This window comes from Pseudoalteromonas sp. S1609, assembly GCF_005887255.1.
Classification (GTDB): Bacteria; Pseudomonadota; Gammaproteobacteria; order Enterobacterales; family Alteromonadaceae; genus Pseudoalteromonas.
Genome location: NZ_PNDJ01000291.1, coordinates 1 through 228, shown reverse-complemented (window position 1 = coordinate 228; position 228 = coordinate 1). Strand labels below are relative to the sequence as shown.

Sequence of the window (228 nt, the reverse complement as noted above, 5' to 3'; positions counted from 1 at the left end):
ATATCGGCGTGGGCTAATTGCGAATCTAACTGCCCAGAAAGCGTAAAAAAAAACGACTCCTCCTCTTGAGAAAATACCCTCGCCATTTTCTGTTGAACAACAATAACACCTACCACTTTTTTTTGATGAACAACAGGCACGGACAAAAAGGCGATATAGCCTTCTTCATTAACTTCTGGGGAGAGTTTAAAACGAGGATGCGACTTGGCAAAGGCAATGTTAATTGCT

Annotated in this window: 1 protein-coding gene; it reads right to left on the bottom strand. The window is 41.7% G+C overall.

What is annotated here, in order from left to right:
- Positions 1 to 228 (bottom strand): GAF domain-containing protein (locus tag CWB76_RS19785; protein ID WP_138609780.1); only part of this gene is annotated, 228 nt, incomplete at both ends.